12 protein-coding genes are annotated in these 19,321 nt (G+C 72.9%); 5 read left to right on the forward strand and 7 right to left on the reverse strand.

Annotated elements, in window-relative coordinates; translation table 11 throughout:
* Nucleotides 1-254: 254 nt before the first annotated feature.
* From BKA18_RS25205 to glgX, 7 genes are all read right to left on the reverse strand, one after another.
* A complete protein-coding gene (locus BKA18_RS25205) occupies nt 255-2,534 on the reverse strand; it encodes a M4 family metallopeptidase (protein ID WP_366045465.1) in 2,280 nt (759 codons plus the stop codon).
* A 390-nt stretch (nt 2,535-2,924) separates the two neighbouring features.
* Nucleotides 2,925-4,835: an ABC transporter ATP-binding protein gene (locus BKA18_RS25210; protein WP_366045464.1), complete on the reverse strand. Its 1,911-nt coding sequence runs from the start codon at nt 4,833-4,835 to the stop codon at nt 2,925-2,927.
* Nucleotides 4,832-6,625: an ABC transporter transmembrane domain-containing protein gene (locus tag BKA18_RS25215; RefSeq protein ID WP_366045463.1), complete on the reverse strand. Its 1,794-nt coding sequence runs from the start codon at nt 6,623-6,625 to the stop codon at nt 4,832-4,834. The genes BKA18_RS25210 and BKA18_RS25215 overlap by 4 nt, the downstream gene beginning before the upstream one ends.
* 271 nt (nt 6,626-6,896) lie before the next feature.
* Entirely contained in the window at nt 6,897-7,427 is a 531-nt protein-coding gene (locus tag BKA18_RS25220; protein ID WP_366045462.1) for a DinB family protein, read from the reverse strand.
* A gap of 282 nt (nt 7,428-7,709) precedes the next feature.
* The gene (locus tag BKA18_RS25225) at nt 7,710-9,689 is read right to left on the reverse strand and encodes an ABC transporter ATP-binding protein (RefSeq protein ID WP_366045461.1); all 1,980 of its coding nucleotides are present in this window, start codon (nt 9,687-9,689) and stop codon (nt 7,710-7,712) included.
* On the reverse strand, nt 9,686-11,635 hold the full coding sequence (locus BKA18_RS25230) for an ABC transporter ATP-binding protein (protein ID WP_366045460.1): 1,950 nt from the start codon (nt 11,633-11,635) through the stop codon (nt 9,686-9,688). The genes BKA18_RS25225 and BKA18_RS25230 overlap by 4 nt, the downstream gene beginning before the upstream one ends.
* 123 nt (nt 11,636-11,758) lie before the next feature.
* Nucleotides 11,759-14,017, reverse strand: coding sequence for a glycogen debranching protein GlgX (glgX, locus tag BKA18_RS25235; RefSeq protein WP_366045459.1), 2,259 nt, complete (start codon nt 14,015-14,017; stop codon nt 11,759-11,761).
* A gap of 242 nt (nt 14,018-14,259) precedes the next feature.
* Here glgX and BKA18_RS25240 point away from each other — a divergent pair, with 242 nt between their 5' ends.
* The 5 genes from BKA18_RS25240 to BKA18_RS25260 all read left to right on the forward strand — a co-directional run bounded on the left by BKA18_RS25240 (nt 14,260) and on the right by BKA18_RS25260 (nt 19,268).
* Nucleotides 14,260-15,564 (forward strand): L,D-transpeptidase, encoded by a 1,305-nt coding sequence (locus tag BKA18_RS25240; RefSeq protein WP_366045458.1) that lies wholly within the window; start codon nt 14,260-14,262, stop codon nt 15,562-15,564.
* A 176-nt stretch (nt 15,565-15,740) separates the two neighbouring features.
* A complete protein-coding gene (locus BKA18_RS25245; RefSeq protein WP_429638618.1) occupies nt 15,741-16,979 on the forward strand; it encodes a L,D-transpeptidase in 1,239 nt (412 codons plus the stop codon).
* 81 nt (nt 16,980-17,060) lie between these two features.
* A complete protein-coding gene (locus BKA18_RS25250; RefSeq protein ID WP_366045457.1) occupies nt 17,061-17,828 on the forward strand; it encodes an enoyl-CoA hydratase/isomerase family protein in 768 nt (255 codons plus the stop codon).
* A gap of 274 nt (nt 17,829-18,102) precedes the next feature.
* Nucleotides 18,103-18,630, forward strand: coding sequence for an ATP-binding protein (locus BKA18_RS25255; protein WP_235449814.1), 528 nt, complete (start codon nt 18,103-18,105; stop codon nt 18,628-18,630).
* Between the two features lie 113 nt (nt 18,631-18,743).
* The gene (locus BKA18_RS25260) at nt 18,744-19,268 is read left to right on the forward strand and encodes a hypothetical protein (RefSeq protein WP_366045456.1); all 525 of its coding nucleotides are present in this window, start codon (nt 18,744-18,746) and stop codon (nt 19,266-19,268) included.
* Nucleotides 19,269-19,321: the final 53 nt, after the last annotated feature.

Below are 19,321 nucleotides of genomic sequence, written 5' to 3' on the forward strand. Positions count from 1 at the left end.
TGCAAAGCGATGCGGGTGTGACGTGCGTTCGGGAAGACTGCCATTCGAACGCGTGCATGTCAGGAGGGTGTTCACAACTTGGCTGGAAATCGTCCGCAGAGTGGAGTCCGCCGTCCGTATAACGGAGTTGGGCGTCGTCCCCGGTGACCCGGGGACGACGCCCAATCACTGTGCTCAGCAGGCCCGTTGCGAGGTGGCTCGATCTGGCGGCCCGCTTATGTCACACCAAGGTGACTCTTTGGTGCGGCCGTTGGTCAGAAAGTGAGCTTCCAGCTGTTGATGTGGCCCGAGTCCTCCTCGTAGACGTCCTGCACCCGCAGCTTCCAGGTGCCGCTCGCCTTCTCGGCGGAGGCGTTGACGGTGTACGTCGTCTTCACGTCCGCCGCCGAGTCGAACGCGTTGGCGCTCTTCAGCCGGTAGGCGGTGCCGTCCGGGGCGATCAGGTCGATGACCAGGTCACCGCGGTAGCTGTGGACGATGTCGACCCCGACCTTGAGCGTGCTCGGGGCGTTGCCGGAGCGGCCGACGTTGATCGGCGAGGTGACCGCCGCGCCCGCGTCCGGGATCGCCACGTCGTCGGTGTTCTCGAAGACGCTGCCGCCTCCGGAGGCGCTGACCGTCCAGGTGAAGGCGGCCGTCCCGGTCTTCTTCGCGGCGTCGGTGACCGTGACCGTCACATTGCTGGTGCCGGCCGTGGTCGGCGTACCGGAGATCAGACCCGTGCTCGCGTTGAGCGACAGCCCGGCGGGCAGCCCGGTCGCCGCGTACGACAGCGCGCCCGCGGTGCCGCTGGTCGCCTTGATCTGCAGACTGGCGGCCTGGCCCACGGTGCTGGTCTGGTTGCCCGGGTTGGTGACGGTGACCCCGCCGCCGTCCGGGACGCGCGAGCCGACGTTGACCGCCGCCCAGGTGTTGGCGACCGTGTTGTACGACGCGCTGCCCTGGCCGAAGAGGTCCGCCGCCGCCTTGAGGGTGGCGGTACGGGCGTCCGCGTAGTTGGTGTTGGCGCTCATGTACTGGCTGAGTGCCTTGAACCAGACCTTCTCGGCGTTGGCCCGGCCGATGCCCGGGACCGGCAGGTTGTCGAAGGTCGGGCTGTCGTAGTGGACGCCGCCGATGTCCTTCGGGCCGCTGCCCTCGGACAGCAGGTAGAAGAAGTGGTTGGCGACACCGGACGAGTAGTGCACGTCCTTGTTGCCGACACCGCTCGACCAGTAGTCCGCCGACGCCCCGTCCTTGGACGGCTTGTCCATGTAGCGCAGCGGGGTGCCGTCGCCGTTGATGTCGATCTTCTCGCCGATGAGGTAGTCACCGGGGTCGGCGGAGTTGTTGGCGTAGAACTCCACCGCCGTGCCGAAGATGTCCGAGGTCGCCTCGTTGAGGCCGCCGGACTCGCCGCTGTACTCCAGGCCCGCGGTGTTGGAGGTGACACCGTGCGACATCTCGTGGCCGGCCACGTCGAGCGCGGTCAGCGGGGCGGCGTTGCCGCTGCCGTCGCCGTACGTCATGCAGAAGCAGCCGTCGTCCCAGAACGCGTTGACGTAGCTGTTGCCGTAGTGGACGCGGGAGTAGGCGCCGACGCCGTCGCCCTTGATGCCGCTGCGGCCGTGCACGTTCTTGTAGTAGTCCCAGGTCTCCTGGGCGCCGTAGGCCGCATCGACACCGGCCGTCTGGGCGTTCTGCGCGGTGCCGTCGCCCCAGGTGTCGTCGGCGTCGGTGAACAGCGAACCGGTGCCGGACGAGCCGTGCTTGAGGTCGTACGTCTTGTGGTTGCCGCGGGTCGCGTCGGTCATCGAGAAGTTCGGTGCCGAGCCCGACGTCCCGAGGGTGACCTTGCCGCTGTACTCGCTGTTGCCGATGCCCTGCTCGATCCCCTGGTACTGGAAGAGCTTGGCGCCGGTCGTGGCGTCCGTGATGACGTGCAACTGGTTGGGCGTGCCGTCGTCCTGCAGCCCGCCGACCACCGTCTCGTACGCGAGCAGCGGCTTGCCGTCGGCGACCCAGATCACCTTGCGCGGCGCCTTGGCGGCCTCGGTTCTCGTCGAGCCGAGCGCCCGGGCCGACGACACGGCCTTCGCCTCGGCGGTGGCCGGGTGCACCTTCGCGGTGGTGCTCGCGACCCTGAGCTGGGAGCGTACGGCCTTGGTGACGCCCTTGAGCGCGCCGCCCTTGCTCTGGTGCACCACGAGGTCACCGCCGAGGACGGGCAGTCCTTCGTAGGTGCGCTCGTAGCGGGTGTGCACGGTGCCGTCGACGTCCTTCGAGACGTCCTTGACGACCAGCTTCTCCTTCGCGCCGAGCTTCAACTCCCGGGCGGTGTGTGCCGTGGTCGCGTTCGCTGCCCTGATCAGCTCCGCACGCTGGGACGGGGACAGCTTGGCCGGCAGTGCGCCGGGCCGGGGTGTGGCATGCGTGGTGCCCGGCCGCGGGGCGGCCGCCGTACCGGTGCCGGCCTGCACGCCGACGGCCAGCATCGCCGTGACGGCGACGAGTGCGCCGGTCGCAACGGCGCGTCCATGGGGGGTGCGTCTCACACTGACTCCTTCTGCGGTGGCCGCGACGTGACGGGGCGGCCGAGGGGGACCGGGCGGCCCATCGGCCGTCCGGGCAGAGCGAGGCAGAACTCTTGGAGCGTGTGGGGGGAGACGTACGGGTGATACGTGGCGTTACCGGTGGTGCGTGGCGTACCGGTGGAGCGGGTGGTGCTGAGAGAAACGCTGCCGCAGCGGCTGGTGCTGTGGGGGTCCGTGCGGCGGTTGCGGGGAAGAGTGCCACCTCATGTGGCTTGTTGTCAGGCTCCGTTCAACTAATTGGCCGGAAACCGTCCGTTGCCCGAAATCCGTGTCCGGAAGGCGGACGGTCCGTGATCGGCGGTTACGTCGTTCCCGTGCTCCCGGGGCCACCGGAACGGCTCGAACCGCAGCTCAAGGCCGTCCGGATCCGGACCCGGGACGAGCGGCCCCCGGGGCGTCCTGCCCGGCGGGGCCCCGGCCGTGCCAGGAGTGCCACAGCGCGGCATAGGCGCCGTCCGCCGCCACCAGCTCGTCGTGGGTGCCGAGTTCGGTCAGCCGGCCGCCCTCCATGACGGCCACCCGGTCCGCGTCATGGGCGGTGTGCAGCCGGTGTGCGATGGCGATGACCGTACGGCCCTGGAGGACGGCGGCCAGCGCGCGCTCGGTGTGCCGGGCCGTCCGCGGGTCGAGCAGCGCCGTCGCCTCGTCCAGGATCAGGGTGTGCGGATCCGCCAGCACCACCCGGGCCAGGGCGAGTTGCTGCGACTGCGAACCGTCGAGACGGTGCCCGCCGGCGCCCAGCTCGGTGTCCAGACCGTCCGGCAGTTCCTCGGCCCACTCGGCTCCCACGGCGGCCAGCGCGGCGTGCAGCGCGGTGTCCTCGGCCGCGGGCGCGGCGAGCCGCAGATTGTCCCGGACGGTGCCCAGGAACACATGGTGCTCCTGGGTGACCAGGACGATCTGCCGGCGCAGCACCTCCGGATCCAGCGCCGCGACCGGCGCCCGGCCGACCGTCACCGAGCCGCTGCGCGGGGCGTCGACACCCGCCAGCAGCCGCCCCAGGGTGGATTTGCCCGCTCCGGACGGGCCGACCAGGGCCAGCCTTTCACCGGGGCGGACGGTCAGATCGACGCCGCGCAGCACGTCGTCGTGCCCGTGGTCGTAGGCGTAGTGGACCGCCGTGACGTCGATACGGTCGTCGGTGGGCACGGTGGGCACGGTGGGCGCTGGGGCGGACCCCGGGGAGGGGTGGGGGAGGAGGGCCGGGGCGGCGGCCTTGGTGGTCCGCGGGGCCTGGCCCAGGCCCTCGACGCGGGCGAACGCGGCGCCGCTGCTCTGCAGTTGCTCCAGCCAGAACAGGATCGTCTCCAGCGGCGCCGACACCTGCCGCAGATACAGCGCCGCCGAGACGACCGTGCCCAGGCTGACGTAGGTCACGCCCGCGGGGCCCTGCCCGTGCAGCACCCCGCCGGCCAGCAGCACCCCGACCACCGGGACGACGTACGAGACATCGACCGCGGGCAGCAGCACGCTGCGCAGGAACAGCGTGCGGGTACGGGTGGCGCGGCACCGCTCGATGGCCGCCTCGCTCGCCGCCCGCCGACGCTCCTGGAGGCCCAGGGCCTCGACGGTCCGGGCGCCCGCGGCGGTGGCCGCCAGCAGCTCGGCGAGCGCCGAAGTGGCCGCCCCCTCCGCCAGATACGCGCCGTGCGCCCGGCGCAGATACCACCGGACCGCCGGCAGCCCGCTCAGCAGCCCCAGCCCGCACAGCCCGAGCAGCGGGCTGACGACCACCACCGCACCGAGCAGGAAGAGCGCCTGCGCCGCCGCGATGAACACCTCCGGCACCGCGTCCCGCAGCGTCCGGGCGACCGAGGCGACATCCGTCGTGCCGCGGGCGGTCAGATCGCCGCTGCCGGCCCGCTCCACGGTCGCCGCGGGCAGCGCCAGCGTCCGGTCGGCGAACTGCTCGCGCACCCGCGCCACGGTCCGCTCACCAAAACGGTGGCCGACATAGCGTGCATACCGCGCGAGCAACAGCTGGGCCAGCGCACACACCAGGATGACCAGCGCCAGCCGGTCGACCGTGTGCACCCCGGCGCCGTCCCGGACCGCGTCCACGATCCGGCCCAGCAGCCAGGGCCCGGCCAGACCGGCGACGGCGGCCAGCGAGTTCAGGACCAGCATCAGGGCGAACGCCCGCCGGTCGAGCCGGATCAGCCGGAGCGCGGCCCGCCGGGTCGCGGCCGCCGCGGCGACCGGCAGCGCCGCCCCGTCCGGCGGGGCGGGCCGGGAGGCGGGCCTCGTGGACGTCGGTGTCATCGTGCGCTCTCCTTCGCCGCGGGTGCGGTCGCGGTCGCGTGAGCCGGGGCGACGCCGTCGGCGCCCATCCCCTCCGCCTCGTCCGCATCGCGTGACACCAGGCGCCGGTAGCCGGGCTGTTCGGCGAGCAGCGCACGGTGGCTGCCCACCGCGGCGACCTCGCCGTCGACCAGGAAGCACACCACGTCGGCGCGGTCCAGCAGCAACGGCGAGGTGCTGGTCACGACGGTCGTCCGGCCCGCGCGGGCAGTGTGCAGCCGGGCTGCGATGCCCGCCTCCGTATGGGCGTCGACCGCCGAGGTCGGTTCGACCGCGAGGAGCACCTCGGGGTCGGCCAGCAACGCCCGGGCCAGCCGCAGGCGCTGGCGCTGGCCGCCGGAGAGGTTGCGGCCCTGCGCCTCGACCGGTGCGTCCAGCCCGTCCGGCAGACCGCGGACGATGTCCTCGGCCAGGGCCGTGTGCAGGGCGCGGTCGATCTCCTCGTCGCTGCGGTCCCGCCGGCCGGCGGCCACCTCGCGCAGCGTCCCGGCGAACAGGTCCGCCTCGTTGTCCGCGACCAGGATGCTCTCCCGGACCCGGGGCAGTGCGATCTCGTCGAGGCGCACCGCGCCCCAGGTCGCCGCCGAGTCCGCGAACCGGCCCAGACGGTCGACCACCGCCGCCGACTCGGCCGGCCGGGCGGCAGCCAGTACGGTCAGCAGCCCCGGCACCACCTCGACGCCGGAGGCCGGATCCCGCAGCACGGCCGGCGCCTCGGGTACGTCCCGGCCCGCACCGGCTTCCGGCCGGCCGTCCGCGGTGTCCGGCTCCAGGCGCAGGAACCGAACGACCCGGCGGGCGGCTACCAGCCCCCGGGTGAGGTCGTAACCGCCCTCGATGAAGAACGACACCGGCACCACCAGCGCCGCCGCATAGCCGTAGACCGCCACCAACTCGCCGACGGTGATCGACCCTTGGGCCGCCATCCGGGCCGCCGGCCAGGTCACCGCGGCCAGGAACAGCGTCGGCAGGCCGACTCCGAGCGCCTGGACCCAGCTGGTCACCGCACCGACCCGGTAGCCCTCGGCGCGCAGCTCCTGCGACGCCTCCCGGTAGCGGGCGGCGAACACCTCCTTGCCGCCCAGGCCGCCCAGCACCCGCAGCCCGCCGACCAGGTCCGTCAGCTGCGCCGCCAGACCGCTCTGCCGCTCGCGATAGCGCGTCTCGGCCCCCTGCAGCCGCCTCAGCAGCGGCCCCACCAGCACCGCGAGCAGCGGCACGCCCAGCAGCACCACCAGGGCCAGCAGCGGGGAGACGGCCAGCAGCAGGACGGCGACGACCGTATACGCCAGCACCCCGCCGACACCGGGCCCCGTCATCGTCAACGTCTGGCTGATCACCGCGACATCGCCGATCCCGATGGTGACGACCTCCCCGGCCGTCGTCCTACGGGACAGCGCCGCGCCCAGCCGCAACGACTGCGCCACGACGGCCCGGACCGTACGGAAGGTGGCGTCCATCCGGATCCTGGTCATCGTGCGGTGCCGCATGACCGCCAGCCAGGCGTTGCCCACCCCGACCGCCAGCAGCACGGCAACCCAGCCCAGCAGCACCGGCATCCGGTCCGGCACCAGCCCGTCGTCGATGGCCCGGGACAGCACATAGGGCGGCAGCATCAGCCCCACCATCCACAGGCTGCCGTACGTCGCGCCCGCCGCGACCCGCCACCGCTGACTGCTCACCAGCCACCAGATGTACCGACCGGCACTGCGGTGGTCGGGGCCGGCCGGGCCCCTTGAGCCGTCCGTCATCCCGTCTTCCCCCTGTCGTCCGCGCTCGCGCTGTGACCATCCTCTCCGCGTTCCGCCGGCCGTGCGGGGGATGAGACGTGCGGCACACGGGTGCGGCGGAAAACCAATGGGATGCGGGCAGTTGGGGCGAGAACTGGTCGCCGCGGGGGAAGGGTCGGCGCCGACCGGGAGAGGCGGGCGGGAGGTCCGGGCGAACCTGTGCGCTGGACAGGGGGCCGGGCGGGGCCGGGCGGGGGCGGCGGGGCCGGGCGGGCCGGCTCGCGAGGGTCGCCTATTCGCCGAGGGTGCCGTCCGCCAGTTCACGGGCGATGTCGAGGTGGCCGAGGTGGCGCGCGTATTCCTGGAGCAGGTGGAAGAGGATCCAGATCAGCGTCGGGCGGTCTTCCTCGGCCGGTACGCGGCCGCCGAGGGTGGCTGCCTTGCCGTCCAGGGGTGCTCCGGCGACGATGGCGCGGGACCGGGCGCACTGTTCCTGGAAGAATGCCGTGACTTCTTCGAGGGTCTCACCCGGTTCGAGGTGCCACTCGCCGCGACGGATCTTGACGTCGCCCCACGGCTCTTCGATCTGCTCCCCGGCGAAGCCCCACTGAAGCCACCGCAGCTCCACGTACGCCAGGTGTTTGAGGAGGGCCAGCGGCATCCAGCCGGAGGGCAGGCGGCTGTTCCGCAGCTCCTCGTCGGAGAGCCCCGCCAGCTTGCGCAGCACGGCGTCCCGATAGAAATCCAGGTAGCCGGCGAGAAGTTCGGCTGGACTACTGAGAGTAACCGGTGGTTCCGGCGGAGGCTCGACCCTTTGCACCATGGCGAGACGATAGGCAGCAATGGCGCGCCATGTCCAGGCTTGTGAACTCTCGGGATCCGGGCATGACCAGGCGGAGACCTGGCGGGGAGCGGGCGGGGAGTGGGTGGGGGAGCGGGGCGGGCGAGTGGCGGGCGGCTCATGGTCCTCGGGCCGGGGCACCCTCCGGGTGGTAACGCTCCGGAGTCGGAGCGCCTCGCATCCCGGACGGACCGACGGACGCCGTGCCCGGCGCACGGAGCGCCGGAATGACGCCTTCCCTCGCGGATCCCGCGGTCGGTCCCGCTACCCCACACTGTCCCGCCACGCCTGGTGCAGCTGCGCGAACCGGCCCCGGTCCGCTATGAGTTGATCCGGCGGGCCGTCCTCGATGATCCGGCCGTCGGACATGACCAGGACCCGGTCGGCGATCTCGACCGTCGAGAGGCGGTGGGCGATCACCAGGGCGGTGCGGCCCTGCAGAACGGTGTCCATGGCGCGTTGCACGGCGCGCTCGCCGGGGATGTCCAGGGAGCTGGTGGCCTCGTCGAGGATCAGGACGGCGGGGTCGGCGAGCAGGGCCCGGGCGAAGCTCACCAGTTGGCGCTGACCGGCGGAAATGCGGCCGCCGCGCTTGCGGACGTCGGTGTCGTAGCCGTCCGGCAGGGCGGTGATGAAGTCGTGGGCGCCGATGGCCTTCGCGGCGCGTTCGACCTCCGCGCGGACGGCGTCCGGGCGGCCCAGGGCGATGTTGTCGGCGACCGTGCCGGAGAACAGGAACGCCTCCTGGGTGACCATGACGACGGCGCGGCGCAGCGTGCCGGTGGGCAGCTCGCGCAGATCGACGCCGTCGAGCAGCACCCGGCCCTGGCTGGGGTCGTAGAAGCGGGCCAGCAGCTTGGCGAGGGTGGACTTGCCGGCGCCGGTGGCACCCACCACGGCGACGGTCTCGCCGGCCGTGAGGGTCAGATCGAAGCGCGGCAGCACCTCGCCGCCCGTGCGGTAGGCGAACCCCACCTCGTGGAAGGCGACCTCGCGGCCGGGCCGCCCGGCCGCGAGCGGGGGCAGGGCGGCGGGGGCGGCCGGCTCCGGGACCGAGGGGCGCTGGGCGAGCAGCCCGGCGATTTTGTGGAGTGAAGCGGCCGCGGACTCATAGGAGTTGAGGAACATCCCGAGCCGGTCGATCGGGTCGTAGAGCCGGCGCAGATAGAGCACCGCGGCGGCCAGCACGCCGAGCGCCAGGCCCCCCGAGGCCACCCGGCAGGCGCCCCACAGCACGAGCGCGGCGAGCGCGACATTGGCCACCAGCCGGGAGCAGACGACATAGCGGGCCATCTCCAGGAGCGTGTCGCCGTTGATCCGCTCGTGGTGGTGGTTCAGCCGGGCGAAGGCGGTGTCGTTGGCGCGCTCGCGGCGGAACGCCTGCACCGGGCGGATGCCGTTGAGGGTCTCGGTGAACTTCACGATGATGCTCGCCATGGCCGAGGACTTGGCGCTGTAGACGCGGTGCGCGCGGTGCCGGAAGGAGCGCAGGAGGAGGGCGAGCGGGACGCCGGAGGCCAGGGCGGCGGCGCCCAGGCCCCAGTCCAGCCAGAGCAGGGTGACGCTGATGTAGACCGTCGACAGGACGATCGTGATCAGCTCCTGCAGCCCCTCGTCGAGGAGTTCGCGCAGCGACTCCACGTCCGTGGTGGCCCGGGATATCAGCCGGCCGGACGTATAGCGCTCGTGGAAGTCCAGGCTCAGCGCCTGCGCATGCCGGAAGATCCGGCCGCGGAGGTCGAGCAGCACGTCCTGGCTGATGCGCGCGGCGAGCTGGATGAAGCCGAACTGCAGCGCGCCGGACGCCACCGCGCACACGGCTGCCACCACCGCCACGGCGACCAGCGGCCCGTGCGCGCCCGCCCGCAGCGCCGGCACCGCGTGGTCGAGCGCATACGCGACCAGCAGCGGCCCGGCCTGCACGGCGGCCTGCTGAAGCAGCAGCAGGACGGCCACCACCGCGACGCGCCGCCGGTGCGGTGCCAGCAGGGAAGCGAGCAGGGAACGCGAGGCGCCCCGGGGAGCGGGGAGTGCATCGCGGGCGAACGAGTCGGGCGTCGGGGGCGCGCTGGGCGCCGGTCCGGAGGGTGACGACGCGGAGGGTGCCGGCCCGGAGGGTGACGACCCGGACGGTGCCGGCTCCGGCCGCCGGGGCGGGGCGGCGCGGCCCGCGGAGTCGTCGAACAGCGGACCGTCGCGGCCCTCGGGATCGTCGGACGGCAGACCGGCCGTGGTGGTGGTCATCGGGCGCCCCCTCCCTCTCCCGACATCAATGCGGCGTATTCGGGGTTGTCTCGGAGCAGTTCGTGATGGGTGCCGACGGCGGCGATCCGGCCGCCGGACAGCAGCGCCACCCGGTCGGCGAGCAGGACCGTGGACGGCCGGTGGGCGACGACCAGGGCGGTGGTGGTCGACAGGACCTGGCGCAGCGCCGCCTCCACCAGCGCCTCGGTGTGCACATCGAGGGCGGAGAGCGGATCGTCCAGGATCAGGAAGCGCGGCCGGCCGACCACGGCACGGGCCAGGGCGAGCCGCTGCCGCTGTCCGCCGGACAGGCTCAGGCCCTGCTCGCCGACCTGGGTCGCGCTGCCCTCCGGGAGGGCGTCGACGAAGCCGTCGGCCTGCGCCACCGCCAGCGCCCGCCGCAGTTCGTCGTCCCCGGCGCCCACGCCGCCCATCAGGACGTTCTCCGCGGCGGTCGCCGAGAAGAGGGTCGGCTCCTCGAAGGCCACCGCCACCATGGCACGGGCCTCGTCCCGGCTGATCGTCGCCAGATCCCGCCCGTCGAGGCTGATCCGGCCCGCGGTGGGGTCGTACAGCCGCGGCACCAGCGCCGTCAGCGTGGTCTTTCCACTGCCCGTCGCCCCGACCAGCGCCATCGTCTCGCCGGGCCGGATGTGCAGGGTGATGTCCCTCAGGAGGGGCGGTGAGTCCGGCGGCGCGTCGGGGTAGCGGAACGCGACGCCGGAGAAGACCAGCCCCTGGCCGGTGGCGGCCCCGGCCCCGGCCGCGGCCGATGTGCCCGGGGACGTGGCGTCCGGCGCTGCTGTGTACGGGGCCGGCGCGTCCGAGGCCGCCGTGTCGGGGACTGCGGTCTCCCGGGCCGTTGCCGTCGGTGCCGCGCAACTCCCGGACGGCATCTGCACGGCCGGCGTGGCCGCCCCCGCCTCCTCCACCGCAGGCTCGTCCAGCACCTCGAAGTACCGGTCGGTGGCCGCCGCCGCCTCGTTGCTCATGGCCAGCAGGAAGCCGATCGAGTCCACCGGCCAGCGCAGCGCCAGCGCCGTCGACAAGAACGCGACGAGCGTGCCCGCGGACAGTTCCCCGTCGGCCACCTGCACCGCCCCGCATACCAGGGCGCCGCCGATCGACAGCTCCGGGAGGGCGGTGATGCAGCCCCAGATCCAGGCCAGCAGCCGCGCCTTGCCGAGCTCGGTGGACCGCAGTGCACGGGTCAGCTCCCGGAAGGCCCGGGCCTGGCTGCGATGGCGTCCGAAGCCCTTGATGATGCGGATGCCGAGTACCGACTCCTCGACCACCGTCGTCAGATCGCCCACCTGGTCCTGCGCCCGGCGCGCCGCCCGCCCGTACTTCGCCTCGAAGACCGAGCACAGCACCATCAGCGGCAGCACCGGCGCCAGCAGCACCAGCCCCAGCGACCAGCGCTGGACCATGAGGATCACCGCGCCCACCAGGATGGTCACCCCGTTGACCAGCAGGAACATCAGCGGGAAGGCGAAGAACATCCGCAGCAGCTGAAGGTCGGTGGTCCCCCGCGACAGCAACTGGCCCGAAGGCCAGCGGTCGTGGAAGGCCACCGGCAGCCGCTGCAGATGGCGGTAGAGCGTCTCGCGCATCGTCGCCTCGACCCCGGCCAGCGGGCGCGCCACCAGCCAGCGGCGCAGTCCGAACAGCAGCGCCTCCGCCAGCCCGAGGAGCAGCAGGAAGGCGCCGCCGAGCCACGCCCCGCCCGGGTCGCGCGCCGCCACGGGCCCGTCCACCAGCCACTTGAGCACCAGCGGGATGACCAGGCTGATGCAGGAGGCGAGCACCGCCACGCACGCGGCCGTGCCCAGGCGCGCCCGCACCGGGCGGATGAACGGCCACAGGCGCAACAGCGAGCGCACTGCGGAGCGTTGGGGTAAGTCGGTCCGGTCGGTCTGGTTCGTCGTCTGCGCGGTATCGGCCATCACTCGCGAGCGTAAGGTGCCCCACTGACAACGCTCATGTGGATTTCGCCGCGGCACCGCCCCGGCCCGCTGTTTCGAGCCGCTGCCCGGCCGCCGCCCGCCGAGGCAGGCGCCGGCCGCGCCTCACCCCGGCACGGCCCGGAACAGCACCACCGACCGCCCGCCCAGGGTGAGCGTGCCGCCCGCCGCGTACGGCGGCTGGGCCGGGTCCGGCTGCTCCTGGCATGCGGTGTCGACGAGGAGTTCGTAGGCGCGGGCCCAGGGTGGGCCGGGGAGGGTGACCTGGCGGGGCTGGGGGGCGGCGTGCAGGACGGCGAGAAAGCTGTCGTCGACGATGCGGATGCCCCGGTCGTCGCGCTGGGAGATGTCGTTCCCGGAGAGGTACATGCCCAGCGTCGCCCCCGGGGTGTACCAGTCCTGTTCGGTCATCTCCGTGCCGTCCGCGGTGAACCAGGCCAGATCGCGCAGGCCGCCCTGGTGATGCGGCCGGCCGGAGAAGAACGCCCGCCGGCGCAGGACGGGGTGGGCGCGGCGCAGGGCGATGAGCCGGGCGGCGAGGGCGGCCAGCGGGCGCCACTGCGGGTCGTCCAGGAGCGACCAGTCGAGCCAGCTGGTGGGGTTGTCCTGGCAGTAGGCGTTGTTGTTGCCGTGCTGGGTGCGGCCCATTTCGTCGCCCGCCACCAGCATCGGCACGCCCGTCGACAGCAGGAGGGTGGTCAGCAGGTTGCGCAGCTGGCGGTGGCGCAGTGCGGTGACGTCCGGGTCGTCGGTCTCGCCCTCGGCGCCGCAGTTCCAGGAGCGGTTGTCGTGGGTGCCGTCGCGGTTGCCCTCGCCGTTGCCGGCATTGCGCTTGTGCTCGTAGGTGACCAGATCGCGCAGGGTGAAGCCGTCGTGCGCGGTGATGAAGTTGACCGAGGCGTACGGGCGGCGGCCGCCCCAGGCGTAGAGGTCGCTCGACCCGGAGAGCCGGTAGCCCAGATCGCGGACGTCGTGCTGGGCGCCGCGCCAGAAGTCGCGCACGGTGTCGCGGTAGCGGTCGTTCCACTCCGTCCACAACGGCGGGAAGGCGCCGACCTGATAGCCGCCGGATCCCACGTCCCAGGGCTCGGCGATCAGCTTGACCCGGCGCAGTACCGGGTCCTGGGCGATGACGGCGAGGAAGGGGGAGAGCATGTCGACGTCGTGCATGGAACGGGCCAGCGCGGCGGCCAGATCGAAGCGGAAGCCGTCCACGCCCATTTCGGTGACCCAGTAGCGCAGGGAATCGGTGATCAGCCGCAGGACATGGGGCTGCACGACGTGCAGGGTGTTGCCGCAGCCGGTGTAGTCCGCGTAGCGTCGCGCGTCGCCCGCCAGACGGTAGTAGCCGCGGTTGTCGATGCCGCGCAGGGAGAGCGTCGGGCCCAGCTCGCCGGCTTCCGCGGTGTGGTTGTAGACGACGTCGAGGATCACTTCGATACCGGCGTCGTGCAGCGCCCGCACCATCCGCTTGAACTCGCCGACCTGCTGTCCCCGGGTGCCGGTGGCCGCATATCCGGCGTGCGGCGCGAAGTAGCCGATGGAGTTGTAGCCCCAGTAGTTGCGCAGCCCCCGGCGCACCAGGTGGTCCTCGTGCGCGAACTGGTGGACGGGCAGCAGCTCGACGGCGGTGACCCCGAGCCGGACGAGGTGCTCCAGCGCCGCGGGGTGCGCCAGCCCGGCGTAGGTGCCGCGCAGCCGCTCCGGGATACCGGGGTGCCGCATGGTGAAGCCGCGCACATGCAGCTCGTAGAGCACGGAATCCGGCCAGGGCGTCTTGGGCCGGCGGTCGTCCTGCCATTCGTCGGCGCCGCCCTCGTCCGCGGTGTCCTCGCCGACCACCACGCCCTTGGGGACGTACGGCGCCGAGTCCCGGTCGTCGCGCACGGTGTCGGCGAGCTGCTGCTGCGGCCAGTCGCGGACGTGGCCGTAGAGCTGGGCGGGCAGCGCGGACCCCGGGCCGGCCGGTTCCGTACGGGTGCCGAAGTCGCCGTCCACGGCCCGGGCGTACGGATCCAGCAGCAGCTTCGCCGGATTCCAGCGGGCGCCGGTCCAGGGGTCCCAGCGGCCGTGGACCCGGTAGCCGTAGCGCTGCCCGGGGCCGACACCGGGCAGGAAGCCGTGCCAGATCTCATGGGTGAGCTCGGTGAGCGGATGGCGCGTCTCGCGCTCCGCGTCGTCGAAAAGACACAGCTCCACGGCCTCGGCGCCGCCCGCCCAGAGGGCGAAGTTGGTGCCGGTGATGCCGTCGGGGCCGGTGCGGTGGCGGGCCCCGAGGGGGGTGGGGCTGCCGGGGCGGATATCCGCGGGTGGGGCGGCGAGCGGTTCGTCCGCCACCGCCTCCTGCTCGGGTGCGCTCGACACGTGCCGGCCTCCTGCGGCTCATGGCTCGGTCGGGCGGAGTCCCGGCACGGCGGGGCCTCCCAGCGTGCGCTGGGGGAGTCCCGGCCGTGCAGGTGTCCCGCCCTCCCCGTTGTTCTTCCCGCAACCGGCCGTTGCCTCACGCGTCGCGCGGCGGGGGCTCATTGTCCGTCCCCGCGCCGTCCGTGACATTCCGTTTCGCGGCATACCTCCCATCTCGCGCCTCATCCGTCACAATCCGGTATATGACCGCCCATCAGCAGGACCGAGCAGGGGACCGAGCGCACCTCCGCGGCAGAGCCCGGGTGCGGGACCGCATGTCGGGCCGGACGCGGAGCCGGGCGGCGGTACGGCCTACCGGGCGGGTCCGCCTCGCCCTCGCGGCCCTGGCCGGGCTCGCGGGGGCGGCGGCGCTGGCCGGCTGCGCGGACGCGGAGGTGTTCACCGGCGACAAGCCGCGCTCCCGGGAACAGACGATCAGGGTCGTCCCGCACAACGGCGCGCACGGCGTACGGGCCGACGGGCGGTTCGAGATCCGGGTGCCGCAGGGGCGGCTGGAGCGGGTCTCGGTCAGCCGGACCGGTGCGGCCGGCCGGCGGCACGTCGCCGGGCGGATCTCGCCGGACGGGCTGGCCTGGCGGCCGGCGCACGCCCGCCTGCAACTCGGGGCGAAGTACACCGTGGACGCGGTCGCGCTGGACGGCGCGGGCCATCGCGCCGTGCGCCGCACCACCTTCACCACCGCCGCCCCCGACCGCCGGCTGATCGGCTACTTCTCGCCGCAGAGCAACGCCACGGTCGGCACCGGCATGATCTTCTCGCTGGTCTTCAACCGGCCGGTCACCGACCGCGCGGCCGTCGAACGCGCCGTCACGGTCGGCGCCCGGCCCGCCGTTGAGGTCGCCGCCCACTGGTTCGGCCACCGGAGGCTCGACTTCCGGCCCCGCGCGCGCTGGCGGCCGGGCACCACGATCACGGTGCAGCTGCGGCTGCGCGGGGTGAAGGCCGGACCGGGCTCCTACGGGACCCAGCGCAAGACCGTCCGCTACCGGGTGGGACGGGACCAGATCAGCACCATCGACGCCGCCCGGCACACCCTGACGGTGCGGCAGGGGGGCCGGGTGGCGGCCGTGCTGCCGGTCACCGCGGGCGACGACGAGAACCCCACCTACAACGGGACGATGGTGATCCTGGAGCGGCAGTCGGTGACGCGGATGAACGGCGGCACCGTCGGCTTCGGCGGCGAGTACGACATCCCGGACGTCCCGCACGCCATGCGCCTGACCCGGTCCGGGACCTTTCTGCACGGCAACTACTGGGCGCCGCCCCAGGTCTTCGGCGGCCTGAACACCAGCCACGGCTGCGTCGGGCTGCGCGACATCAAGGGCGGCGGCCCGCACACCCCGGCCGGCTGGTTCTTCGACCGCTCGATCGTCGGTGACACCGTGGTGGTGCAGCACTCCCCGGAGCGCACGGTCGCGCCGGACAACGGCCTCGGCGGCTGGAACATGCCGTGGGGACCGTGGCGGGCCGGATCCGCCCTGCACTGACCCGCGGCCGGCCCGGCGGCGCCCTGCCCCCGCACCACCCCCGCACTTGGGACTAAACGGTGACGTTCACGGGGAGTTCACTGTCACTGCGGTGTGGTTATCTAACGCCAAGCACACGGCTGTCCGCAGCCGCGTGCGGGGGACCGCGGGCCGTGCGAGGGGAAGAGGGGCCAGTCGTGAACGTCCAGCCGAATTCGGGGGTGCCGGCTCGCCGGCGTCGGTTGCCGCACAGGGGAGGAGGCCCGCTCGCGCTGCTGCTCGCCGGGGCGCTGCTGCTGACCGCATGCGGTGGCAACGACGGTGACGACGGCAAAGCGGCTAGCAAGGCCGGCGGGGACAAGGACGCCTCGCAGGCGGCCGTGACGATAGCGCCGAAGGACGGCGCGGACGGCGTCGCCACGAGCGGCGCGCTGAAGGTGACCGCCCGCAAGGGCAGGCTCAAGTCCGTCAAGGTCAAGGATGCCAAGGGCAATGAGGTCGACGGGAAGATAGCGGGCAACGGCGCCCTGTGGCAGCCGAGCGGACATCTGGGCGCCTCGACGGAGTACAAGGTCGATGCCATAGCGGTGGACGGCCAGGGCCGGGAGGCCGCCGAGCACTCCAGCTTCACCACCCTCGTCCCCAAGAACACCTTCATCGGCCAGTACAGCCCGGAGGACGGCCAGCAGGTCGGCGTCGGGATGCCGGTGTCGCTCCACTTCACGCGGGGCATCACCGATCCCAAGGCCGTCGAGGACGCCATCAAGGTCAGCGCGAAGCCGTCGGTCCCGGTCGAGGGCCACTGGTTCGGCAACGACCGGCTCGACTTCCGCCCCGAGAAGTACTGGGCGCCCGGCACCAAGGTCACCCTCAAGCTCGACCTCAACGGCGTCGAGGGCCGCCCCGGCGTCTACGGCACCCAGGCCAAGGAAGTCTCCTTCACCGTCGGGCGCAGCCAGGTGAGCACGGTCGACGCCAAGTCGAAGCAGATGACCGTGGTCCGCGACGGCAAGAAGATCCGGACCATCCCGATCACCTCGGGCGGGCCCGGCACCGAGACGTACAACGGCAAGATGGTCATCAGCGAGAAGCACCTCGTGACGCGGATGAACGGCGACACCGTGGGCTTCGGCGGCGAGTACGACATCAAGGACGTGCCGCACGCGATGCGGCTGAGCAACTCCGGCACCTTCATCCACGGCAACTACTGGTCGGGCCGCGCGACCTTCGGCACCCGCAACGCCAGCCACGGCTGCGTCGGCCTCTTCGACCAGCGCGGCGGCGGTGACAGCTCCACCCCGGCGGCGTGGTTCTTCCGCAACTCCGTCGTCGGCGACGTGGTGATCGTCAAGAACTCGCACGACGAAACGATCCAGCCGGACAACGGCTTCAGCGACTGGAACCTGTCCTGGGAGAAGTGGAAGGCCGACCAGTAGGGCGGCCACGGCGGGCGGGCCCGGTGCACTGTGACCGAGTGCACCGGGCCCGGCGTCGTTAACGCGTACTAACCTTCCGGCATGACTGTGAATCTCGAGGTGGCCGACGGCGTCGGCACCGTCCGCCTGGACCGTCCGCCCATGAACGCCCTGGACATCGCCACCCAGGACCGGCTGCGCGAGCTGGCCGAGGAGGCCACCCGCCGCGACGACGTGCGCGCCGTCGTCGTCTGGGGCGGGGAGAAGGTGTTCGCCGCCGGTGCGGACATCAAGGAGATGCAGGTCATGGACCACGCGGCCATGGTCGTACGGTCCAAGGCCCTGCAGGACGCGTTCACCGCCGTGGCCCGGATCCCCAAGCCGGTGGTCGCCGCGATCACCGGCTATGCCCTCGGCGGCGGCTGTGAGCTGGCGCTCTGCGCCGACTTCCGGATCGCGGCCGACAACGCCAAGCTCGGCCAGCCGGAGATCCTGCTGGGCCTGATCCCGGGGGCCGGCGGCACCCAGCGGCTGGCGCGGCTGGTGGGCCCGTCCAAGGCCAAGGACCTGATCTTCACGGGTCGTCAGGTGAAGGCCGACGAGGCGCTCGCCCTCGGCCTCGTCGACCGGGTGGTACCGGCCGCCGAGGTCTACGAGCAGGCGCACGCCTGGGCCGCGCGGCTGGCGGCCGGCCCGGCGCTGGCGCTGCGGGCCGCGAAGGAGTCCGTCGACGCGGGCCTGGAGACCGACATCGACACCGGCCTCACCATTGAACGCACCTGGTTCGCGGGGCTGTTCGCGACCGAGGACCGCGAGACCGGCATGCGCAGCTTCGTCGAGGAAGGGCCCGGCAAGGCCAAGTTCCGCTGAAGCAGCTGATGTTGGCGGGAGGTCTGAGGTTTGCCCGGCGGGCGATGCCCCTTGTGGGCGAATGACGGAAAACTTAATTGCGCCTTAAGCCACCCTTGTTGGCGCATCGGGCCGCTTGTTCACACGCCGGATGTCGTCGCAGGTCATCCGGGTCGGTCAGAACCTTAACTGCCGTTGGCATATGTCGTCCCGGGGGTATGGAACCGATGATTCCGGACATGGGATTCCCTCGGTTCCACCCCCGTGGCCGCCGGGCAGCAGCCATGATGGGGGCATGGCGGGCCTCGAAGAAATGGAGCAGCCGCGGCCGCGGAACGATCCGGCCGCCGCACACCGGGGCATGTCCGGGAGGGACACGGAACCGGTGCCGGCGCCCCGCGGTCCGCTGTCCACCGCACTCGATCCGGCCGGTGAACCGACCCTCGGTGAGGTCCGGCTCCCCTCCCGCCCCCAGTCCGCCGGCATCGCCCGCCGGCTGACCGCCGCCGTACTCCTCAAGCAGTGGTCCCTGACGCCCCAGCTCGCCGAGCACGCCGTCCTGCTCGTCTCCGAGCTCGTCGGCAACGCCGTACGCCACACCGGCGCCCGCACCTTCGGGCTGCGGATGCTGCGCCGCCGCGGCTGGATCCGCATCGAGGTCCGCGACCCCTCCCGCGGGCTGCCGTGCCTCTTGCCGGTCCAGGAGACGGACCTCAGCGGCCGCGGGCTCTTCCTCGTCGACACCCTCTCCGACCGCTGGGGCGTGGATCTGCTGCCCCGTGGCAAGGCGACCTGGTTCGAGGTGCGGATCGCCGACCGCTGACGCCGGTGGCCGGGGCCGAGACGGGTCCCGGCCTCCGGCCGGTGCGCCGCCCGCGCGGGGACGATCCGTAGGATGGGTCGTTCATGCTCACACCGGGACGGAGAGGACGGGACATGCACGCTGTGCGCCGGTCGGCCGCGCTGACGCTGCTGCTCCTCCTCGCCGTCACCTTCGGGCCGCTGCTGTGCCGGATCGGCGGCGACCAGGCCTGGCTGGCGGGCCGGGCGGCGACGGCCGCGGCGCAGTGGCGGACGGGCCTGGTGGCGGCGCATGCTGCCGAGGCGGCCCATACCGACGCGACCCGTACCGCCGCGGCCCATGCCGGCGCCACGCGCCCGGCGGACGACGCGGCCACACCGTCGCGGCCGGGCACCGCCCGGGGCGGTCCGCAGCTCGACGACCGCGCGCCCCTCGCCGTTGCCGCCGCGCCCAAGCGCTGCTCGAACCGGCATGCGCCGGCGCCCTCCGAGTCCGCCCCCCTGCCCGCCCCGCACCGCGGTGAGCCGCTCGCCCCCGCCACCACCGGCGCGGGGCCGCGGGCCGCGGACCTGCCGGCGCAGCACGCGCGCGCCCGGCCACCGACCGGCAGCGCGCCCGCCGTCGACCACACCTCGCTCCTGCCCGTACTGCGGATTTAGGCCGCCGCTGCGCAGCAACCCGCCTGAATTCCCCCTCCGTACGTCTGGAGCTT

Source organism: Streptomyces auratus, from assembly GCF_050433025.1.
GTDB classification, from domain to species: Bacteria; Actinomycetota; Actinomycetes; order Streptomycetales; family Streptomycetaceae; genus Streptomyces; species Streptomyces sioyaensis.

What these genes read in the sequence shown, in the direction of transcription:
- BKA18_RS25215 (WP_366045463.1), bottom strand. Translation starts at nt 6,625, where the DNA reads ATGACGGACGGCTCAAGGGGCCCGGCCGGCCCCGACCACCGCAGTGCC.
- BKA18_RS25210 (WP_366045464.1), bottom strand. Translation starts at nt 4,835, where the DNA reads ATGACACCGACGTCCACGAGGCCCGCCTCCCGGCCCGCCCCGCCGGAC.
- BKA18_RS25240 (WP_366045458.1), top strand. Translation starts at nt 14,260, where the DNA reads ATGACCGCCCATCAGCAGGACCGAGCAGGGGACCGAGCGCACCTCCGC.
- BKA18_RS25230 (WP_366045460.1), bottom strand. Translation starts at nt 11,635, where the DNA reads ATGGCCGATACCGCGCAGACGACGAACCAGACCGACCGGACCGACTTA.
- BKA18_RS25260 (WP_366045456.1), top strand. Translation starts at nt 18,744, where the DNA reads ATGCACGCTGTGCGCCGGTCGGCCGCGCTGACGCTGCTGCTCCTCCTC.
- BKA18_RS25225 (WP_366045461.1), bottom strand. Translation starts at nt 9,689, where the DNA reads ATGACCACCACCACGGCCGGTCTGCCGTCCGACGATCCCGAGGGCCGC.
- BKA18_RS25220 (WP_366045462.1), bottom strand. Translation starts at nt 7,427, where the DNA reads ATGGTGCAAAGGGTCGAGCCTCCGCCGGAACCACCGGTTACTCTCAGT.
- BKA18_RS25255 (WP_235449814.1), top strand. Translation starts at nt 18,103, where the DNA reads ATGGCGGGCCTCGAAGAAATGGAGCAGCCGCGGCCGCGGAACGATCCG.
- BKA18_RS25250 (WP_366045457.1), top strand. Translation starts at nt 17,061, where the DNA reads ATGACTGTGAATCTCGAGGTGGCCGACGGCGTCGGCACCGTCCGCCTG.